General features: G+C 71.0%; 1 protein-coding gene (running past one end of the window). It reads right to left on the reverse strand.

What is annotated here, in order from left to right; all coding sequences use genetic code 11:
* Window positions 1-8,511 carry part of the coding region annotated (locus Q2100_RS07055; RefSeq protein ID WP_302913419.1) for a non-ribosomal peptide synthetase on the reverse strand (this coding region is incomplete at its 5' end). 20,699 nt of the annotated region lie to the left of the window's left edge, so 8,511 of the 29,210 annotated nt are shown.

Consider the following 8,511-nt stretch of genomic DNA (forward strand, 5'->3'; position numbering starts at 1 on the left):
CCGACGCCACCACTGCCACCGGTGTGGCGTCGGAGAGCATGAACTCCACGCGTGCACGCGGATGGGCGGGATCCATGGGCAGATACGCCGCCCCGGACTTCATCACCGCCAGGATCGCGGTGATCGCCTCCACCGAACGCGACAACATCACCGCCACACACGTTCCCGGGCCTGCACCGGACTCCACCAGGAGGTGCGCCAGCCGGTTCGACTCCTCGTCGAGTTCCCGGTAGGACAGCGTCCGGTCGCCGCACGTCACGGCGGGAGCATCCGGCGTCCGGGCTGCCTGCCTGCCGAACACCGCGGGTACCGACGACGGCACGCACGACTCCGACAGCACCGCGCGGTTCCCCCACCGGTCCAGTCGTGCTCGTTCATCGGCGCCGAGCACGTCCATGGCCGAGAGGTGTTGCGCGGGTTTGGCGGTGACGGACACCAGCACCTGCTGGAACCGGTCGATGAAGGCCGCGATGGTCGCCGCGTCGAACACGTCGGTGCGGAACTCCACCGTCCCGCCGATCCCGGCCGCCGCGCCGGTCTCGCTCCAGCGTTCGGCCAGGGAGATCGCCAGGTCCATCCGGGCGGTCCGGGTGTCCACCGGCAGTGGTGTGGCGTGCAGATCGCCGAGTGCGAGCCCGGCGGCGTCGCTGTCCTGCCACGAGAAGTTCTGCCACCCGAGCATGACCTGCACCAGCGGGTGGTGGGTGAGGCTCCGGGTCGGATTGAGCCGTTCCACCAGCGCCTCGAACGGCACGTCCTGGTGCTCGTAGGCGGCCAGGCTGCGCCGTCGCACCTGAGCCAGCAGGTCGGTGAAGCTGGGGTCGCCGGTCAGGTCGACGCGCAGCACCAGGGTGTTGACGAAGAAGCCCACCAGCTCGTCGAGCGCGGGCTCGCGCCGTCCCGCGATCGGAAAACCAACGGCGACATCAGAAGTCGCACTCATCTTGGCGAGCAGCACCGCGAGGGCGGCCTGCAGCACCATGAAACTGGTCGCGTTGTGTTCGCGCGCCAGCGTCCGGAGCTGCTGTTGCAGATCGGCGGGCCAGTCCACGGCCACCCGGCCGCCACGGAGATCGGCGACCGGTGGATAGGGCCGGTCGGTCGGCAACTGCAGGCGGTCCGGCATGCCTGCCAGCGCATCGGCCCAATAGGCGACCTGGGCGGCTATCGGGCTGTCGGCGTCGTCGAGTTCGCCCAGCTGCCTGCGCTGCCACAGCGTGTAGTCGGCGTACTGCACTGCGAGGTCGGTCCAGGACGGTGCCGTACCGGCGCAGCGGCAGGCATAGGCCACCCCCAGGTCACGCGCCAGCGGACCGATCGAGGAGCCGTCGGCCGCGATGTGGTGCACGGTCGCCACCAGGATGTGTTCGACGTCGGTGAGACGGAACAGCGTCGCGGCGAAGGGGATCTCGTGCGCGAGGTCGAATGTGTGCCGCGCCGCCGTCTCGATGGCCCCGTCGAGCCTGGCCCGGTACCACCCGGCCGCATCGACCACCTCCCAGCCCGGTTCGGCCCGTTCGGCCGGCACCACGAGCTGTTGCGGTACGCCGTCGGGTGCGGCGAACAGCGTCCGCAGGCTCTCGTGCCTGCCCACCACGTCGGTGAGCGCAGCACCCAGCGCGCCGGCGTCGAGCGGCCCGCGCAGCCGCAACGCCACCGAGATGTTGTAGACGGGCGACGGGCCCTGCAGCTGGTCGATGAACCACAGCCGGCTCTGCGCGAAGGACAGCGGCACCACCGCGGGCCGCTCACCGGCCACCAGCGGTTCGAGCCGGCCGGCATCCCCGCCGATGCGCGGAGCGAGCTGGCCCACAGTCGGCGCCTCGAACAGTGCGCGCACCGAGAGGTCGGCGTCCAGGGCGTTGTTGACCGCAGCGATCAGGCGCATCGCCGACAGGGAATCCCCGCCCAGGTCGAAGAAGGACTCGTCGGCCCCGACCCGCTCGAGACCGAGCACCTGGGCGTAGATGCCGGCCAGGATCTCCTCGACCGCCCCCGCCGGTGCCAGGTACTGGTCGGTGTCCTGGAACTCCGGCGCCGGCAGCGCTTTTCGATCGAGCTTGCCCGACGACGTCAGCGGGAATTCGTCGAGCACCACGATGTGGGTGGGCACCATGTACTCGGGCAGCCACTCGGTCAGCCGCCGGCGTACCGCGCCGATCCTGGTGTTGCTGTGCGGATCGTTGGCGTTGGCGCCGCGACGATCCGGTCCGGCGGGCCGGACGTAGAGGTCCGTCAGCGGCGGGATGGGCCTGCCGGCGACGAGGCGCAGGAAGACCGCGTCGAGGGTGCCGGGATCGGCGCCCCATGTGACGCTCACGCGGTAGCCGGCCACTTCCCCGATGCGGTGCAGGTCCTCGGGGATGACGGCGCCGGAGGACGCGTCCTGCGCGTGGGCGAGAGCACTCGCGGGCGGGAGCCCGTTGGCGATGCCGCGCTGGACCCGGACGTCGTCGATCAGGCCGGCGCGCGGAACCCCTGCGACGCGGACGATGTCGGGCTGCTCCGACCCCAGTGTGGCGTTGAGCCCGTCGAGGCCGTCGCAGCGCGTCCACGCCCACGTCGGTGCGCTCGCCAGGGAGTGCACCGGCGCCGGCGCCTTGTGCAGCGTGACGTCGTAGCGGTAGCGGGTGAGCTCGTTGTCGGCCCGTCCGCGCTTGACCTCGATCACCACACCGGCCACCGCCGGGTGGTCTTCGGCGCAGGAGGTGAAGAACTCCGGCGCCAGCAGCAGTTCGGTCTCGCCGAGGATGGCGCGCTGCGCGCGCTGGCGGATCTCGTCGGCGTCGGTGGCCTCGGTGCGCGCCATGGCGACCGCGGTCTGGAAGGCGCCCTGCAGGGTGTGGTTGCGGACATCGCCGACGAACAGCGCCCCACCGGGTGCCAGCAGGTCCATCGCGGCGGCGATGAGGTCGGCCAGGTAACCGGCGTTCGGGAAGTACTGGACGACCGAGTTGATGACGACGGTGTCGAAGAAGCCCTGCGGCAGTCCCGAAGTGACGTGTGCGGGCTGGGCTTTCAGCTCCACCCGGTCGCGCCACGGGATCTCGAGCCGCTCCAGGCTCCGGCTGAGGTTGTCGATCACCACCGGCGACATGTCGGTCGCGACGTAGTGCTCGCAGGTGGGCGCGATCTGCGACAGCAGCAGGCCGGAGCCGACGCCGATCTCCAGCACCCGCCTGGGTCGCAGCGCCAAGATCCGGTCCACGGTGGCTGCACGCCACTCGACCATGTCATCGAGCGGGATGGCCTCCTCGGTGAGGCTGCTGTTCCACCCCCGGAAGTCCATGCCGAATGCCGGTACCTCGACGTCTGCGCCGTAGAGCGCGTCGTACAGCGTCTGCCACTCCTCGACGATCTCGGCGTCGTCGTCGGCGGTGCCGGTCTGTTCCAGCGTGACGTAGGCGATCAGGTGGGCGCCGGTGTCGCTGTGGTGCACGGTGGCGGCGGCCTGGGCGACCTGCGGGCAGGCCAGCAGGGTGTTCTCGATCTCGCCGAGTTCGATGCGCTGACCGCGCAGTTTGACCTGGGTGTCGGCGCGGCCGAGGTAGTCCAGCGCACCCTCGCCGGTCCAGCGCACCAGGTCGCCGGTGCGGTACATGCGCTCGCCCGCACCGCCGAAGGGGTTGGCCACGAAACGTTCCGAGGTGAGTTCCGCCCGGCCGACATAGCCGTGCGCCAGGGCGGGCCCGGTCAGGTACAGCTCGCCGACGACGCCGACGGCCACCGGGTTCAGCCAGGCGTCGAGCACCAGCGCGCACACCCCGGGGATGGGGGCGCCGATCCGGATCGGCTGTCCCGCCGCGAGCGGCGCACACGTGACCCAGATGGTCGTCTCGCTGGGTCCGTATCCGTTGAACATCCGCCTGCCCGGCGCCCAGGCGGCCACCAGTTCGTCGAGGCAGGCCTCACCGACCGCGATCAGGGTGTCCAGCCGGTCCAGCCGGGACCGGTCCAGCGACCACAGCACGGTCGGCGTCAGGATGGCGGCGGTGACCTGGTGCCGCTCCAGCAGTGTCGTCAGCGCCTCGCCGGCGTACTCCTGCGGCGGCGCCACCACGAGGGCGGCACCGGCTTCCGCGGCCAGCAGGAGCTCACCGACCGACGCGTCGAAGGTCGGCGCGGCCACCATCAGCACCCGCGCGTCGGCGCCCAGGAGGAACGTACTGCCCTGTGCGGCAGCCCAACCGAGCATCCCGGCGTGGCTGACGGTGACCCCCTTGGGGGTGCCGGTGGATCCGGAGGTGAAGATGACGTAGGCGGTGTCGTCGGGCCGCAGCGGCGCGAGCCGATCGGCGTCGGTGATCGGTTCGCGGGAACGCTCGGACACGTCGGGACCGTCGACACGGACGACGGGCCGCGAGGCCGCCGCGGCGACAGGGTCGCTGCCTGCCACCAGCATGCACTGTGCGCCGACCGCGTCCAGCACGCTGGTGATCCGCTCGACCGGGTGGGCCAGGTCGACCGGCACATAGAACCCGCCGGCCTTGACCACCGCCCACCAGGCGACGACCAGTTCCAGGGAACGTTCCATCGCCACGCCCACCGCGCGCTCCGGCCCCACGCCGGCGTCGATCAGGGCCCGGGCCACCCGCGTGGACCACTCGTCGAGTTCCCGGTAGGACACCTGCCGCCCGCCGTCGATCACAGCTGTCGCGTCCGGATCGGTGGCGACGGCCGCGGTCAACAGGTGCGGGGCCACGCCCACCGGTGCCGTCACACCGGCGCCGGACAGCCCGGACAGCACGAGGTCACGCTCACCGCGGTCGAGCAGGTCGATCGACGACAGCCGTCGCGCCGGATCCGCGGTCATCGCCGCGAGCACCCGCTGGAGGCGGTCGATGATCGCCTCGACGCGGGTCGCGTCGAACAGATCGGTGTCGTACTCGACGCGCATGCCGATCTCGCGGCCCGGCATCGCCTCCACCGTCAGCGGGTAGTGGTTGTACTCGCGGTTGGCGAATTCGGTGATGGTCCAGTCGTGTTCGCCCGCGAGCGCACTGGTGTCGATCGGATAGTTCTCGTAGACGAACAGCGTGTCGAAGAGCCGGTCGTGACCGGTGGCCCGGTGGATGTCGATCAGCGCCAGATGCTGGTGGTCGAGCAGGTCGTTGTGCGTGTTCTGCAGCTGGTCGAGCAGGTCTGCGGTGGTGGTCGACGCCGTGATGGTGGCCCGCACCGGCACCGTGTTGATCAGCAGGCCGACCATCGCGTCGGCGTCGGCGATGTCGGCCTGGCCGACCCGTGAGCGCGGGGTGCCGAAGGCGACGTCGGAATGGCCGGTCAGGGACGTCAGCAGCAGAGCCCATGCGCCCTGCAGAACTGTGCTGACGGTGGTGTGGCGGGCGCGCGCGAGGTCGCCGAGTGCGCCGGTGATCTGCTCGGGCACACCGAACGTGGCGACGCCGCGGCGCCCCACCCCGAACCGGTCCTGGGTGCCGACCAGGGTGGGGGTCTCGAAGCCGGACAACGCCTTACGCCACGCCTCGCGGGCACCATCGAGGTCGCGATCGGCCAGCCAGGTGAGGAACCGGCGGTAGGAGCCGGGTGCCGACAGCGGATGCCCGTGATAGATCGCGAAGATCTCACCCAGCAGGATGGGCAGCGACCAGCCGTCCACCACGATGTGGTGGAAGGTCAGCACCAATCGGTGCCGCTGCGGCCCGACCCGGATCAACGCCACCCGGAACGCCGACTGATCGGCGAGGTCGCACACCGCGACGCGTTCGGCGGCGCACAGCCGGTCCCCCTCGTCGGCGTCCGCATCCGTGAGATCCGCGTAGTGCCAGGCGGTCTCCGGATCACGGAGGATGACCTGCACCGGCTCGTCGAACTGGTCGCAGAAGCGGGCCGCGAGGTGGGGGTGTCGGTTGACGACCCTGCGGACCGCGTCGCGCAACCGCTGCGGGTCCACCGGCCCCGCCACGGTGAAATCCAGTTGCACCGCGTACATGTCGTCGTTGGCGTGTGCGGAGTCGGCATGGAAGAGCAGGCCCTGCTGCAGCGGGGTCAGCGGCAGGATGTCGGCGACCTCGTACCTGCGCTGCACCTCGTCGAGTTCGTGCTGGCTCAGCCTGGCGGGCGCGATGTCCGAGGGGGTGAGTCCGCCGCCGCCGCGTCGCACGTGTGCGCAGATGCCGGTCAGGGCCTCGAACCACAACCGGCTCAGGCGCTCGATCAGCGCATGGTCGACCACCGACGGCGCCCACGTCCACGCCGCGCGCAGACACGGGCCGTCATCGGTGTCCGTGGTCACGGCGTTCAATTCCACGCTGTGGGCCAGCGGGATCCCGATGGCGGCCGCGACCTCGGTCAGCGGGAGGCTGTCCTGGCCGAGGCGCCACAGGTCCTCGGACAGGGTGACCGCTCCGGCCCCGAGGCGGCCGAGATAGTTGAACCCGATAACCGGATCGGCGCCCTGGAGATCAGCGTCCGGATTGAGGTACCGCAGCAGGCCGTAGGACAGACCGTCGGGCAGGGCACGCAGCTGTTCCTTGGCGTCCTTGACGATCGCCCCCAGCGCCGCATCACCGGCGCTCACGTGCGTCCAGGACAGTCCGCCGATCCTCAGCGACACCGGGTACTTGGTGGTGAACCAGCCCACCGTGCGCGACAGGTCGACGTCGGTGCCCAACTCCTCGGCGCGGCCATGGCCCTCGACATCGATGCCGACCGGCCTGGTGTCGGTGCCGGTGCCGAGCAACTCCGCGACCGCCAGACCGAACGCGATCAGCAGGATGTCCTGCGCTCCGGCGTGGAATGCCGTCGGCACCTCACCCAGCAATAGGCGAGTGGTGTCGGCATCGAGGGTCGTCGTCAGGTGTCCGGCCGTGGCGTAGGTGTCCCGCACGGGATCCAGCGCGGGCAACGCCGCCGGAACCGCCGCCACCTGCCGCCAGGCGTCGAGCTGCTCCACCACCTCGGGCGCCACCGCATGCGCCTCGAGGCGCCTGGCCCACCGCGCGAACGACGTGCCGCCTGCGGGCAGCGCCACGGGCTGACCGCGGTGGTGCTGCGCCCAGGCGATGTTGAGGTCTTCCAGCAGGATTCGCCACGACACACCGTCGATCACCAGGTGGTGGACGATCATCGCCAGCCGGCCGGTGCCGGGCGCCCACAGTGCGCGCAGCATCGCTCCGGCCGCCGGGTTCAGCCGCCGCCGGGCCTCCCGCACCGCCTCGTCGGTCAGTCGGTCCACCGACTGCAGACAGTCACGGGCACGCACCGATCCGGGTTCGGGCACCTCGAGCGACCACTCGCCGGCTTTCAGAGCGCCCGACATCCGGAACGCGGCATGGTGATCCAGCAGTGCCTGCAGCACGATCTCGACATCGTCGCGGGTGACCCCGGGCGGGGCCTGCAGCACCATCGCCTGGTTGAACTGTTCGACCGGGCCGTCCACACCCGCCAACCACCGCATGATCGGGGTGGCGACCACCGGCCCGGTGCCATCGTCGACCTCCCCGAACTCGTCGTCGGCGACCCGGGCAACCCGGGCCAGCCTGGCCACGGTCTGTTCGACGAAGACGTCGCGCGGTCGGCACACCACTCCTGCGGTCCGCGCGCGGGCCACCACCTGCATCGACAGGATGCTGTCGCCGCCCAGTTCGAAGAACGCGTCGTCGACACCGACCCGTTCGAGCCCGAGGACCTGTGCGTAGATGTCGGCGAGCACCTGCTCGACCGGGTCGGCCGGCGCGCGGTACGACTCGGTGGCGTAGGCGGGTGCGGGCAGGCTGCGGGTGTCCAGCTTTCCGTTCACGGTCAGCGGCACAGCGTCGATCACCACGATCGCGGCCGGCACCATGTAGCCCGGCAGCCGCTGGGCCAGCTGCGCCCGCAACTCGCTCGGATCAGTGGTGCCGGAACGGGTTTCGGTGACGTAGCCGACGAGGCGCTTGTCGCCTGGACGGTCTTCGCGGGCGATCACCGCCGCCTGTCCGACACCGTCGAGGTCGGCCAGCGCCGCCTGGATCTCGCCGAGCTCGATGCGGTAGCCGCGAATCTTGACCTGCTCGTCGGAGCGGCCCACGTAGCGCAGTTGCCCGTCGTCATTCCAGCGCACCAGGTCGCCGGTGCGGTACATCCTCGAGCCCGGCGCCCCGAAAGGGCATGCCACGAACCGCGATCCGGTCAGGGCGGTGCGGCCCACATACCCCATCCCGACACCGGAGCCGGCGACGTACAGTTCCCCGACCACGCCGGCAGGCACCGGCCGCAGCCAGTCGTCGCAGACGAACAGCGCCGCCCCTGCCGCCGGCGCGCCGATCGGCGCCGCCCCCGAACCCGCCGTCAGCGGCGTGCTCATCGACGCGTAGATGGTGGTCTCGGTCGGGCCGTAGGCGTTGACCATCACCCGGCCCGGCGCCCACCGGTCCACCACCTCCGCCGGACATGCCTCACCGCCGACGAACAGGGCCGTCGACCCGAGCGCCCGCGGCGAGAGCATTCCCGCCGCCGAGGGGGTCTGGGTGAGCACGGTGACATGCTCGGCAAGCAGTAGAGCCTCGA

This window comes from Mycolicibacterium arseniciresistens, assembly GCF_030519285.1.
Taxonomy (GTDB): Bacteria; Actinomycetota; Actinomycetes; order Mycobacteriales; family Mycobacteriaceae; genus Mycobacterium; species Mycobacterium arseniciresistens.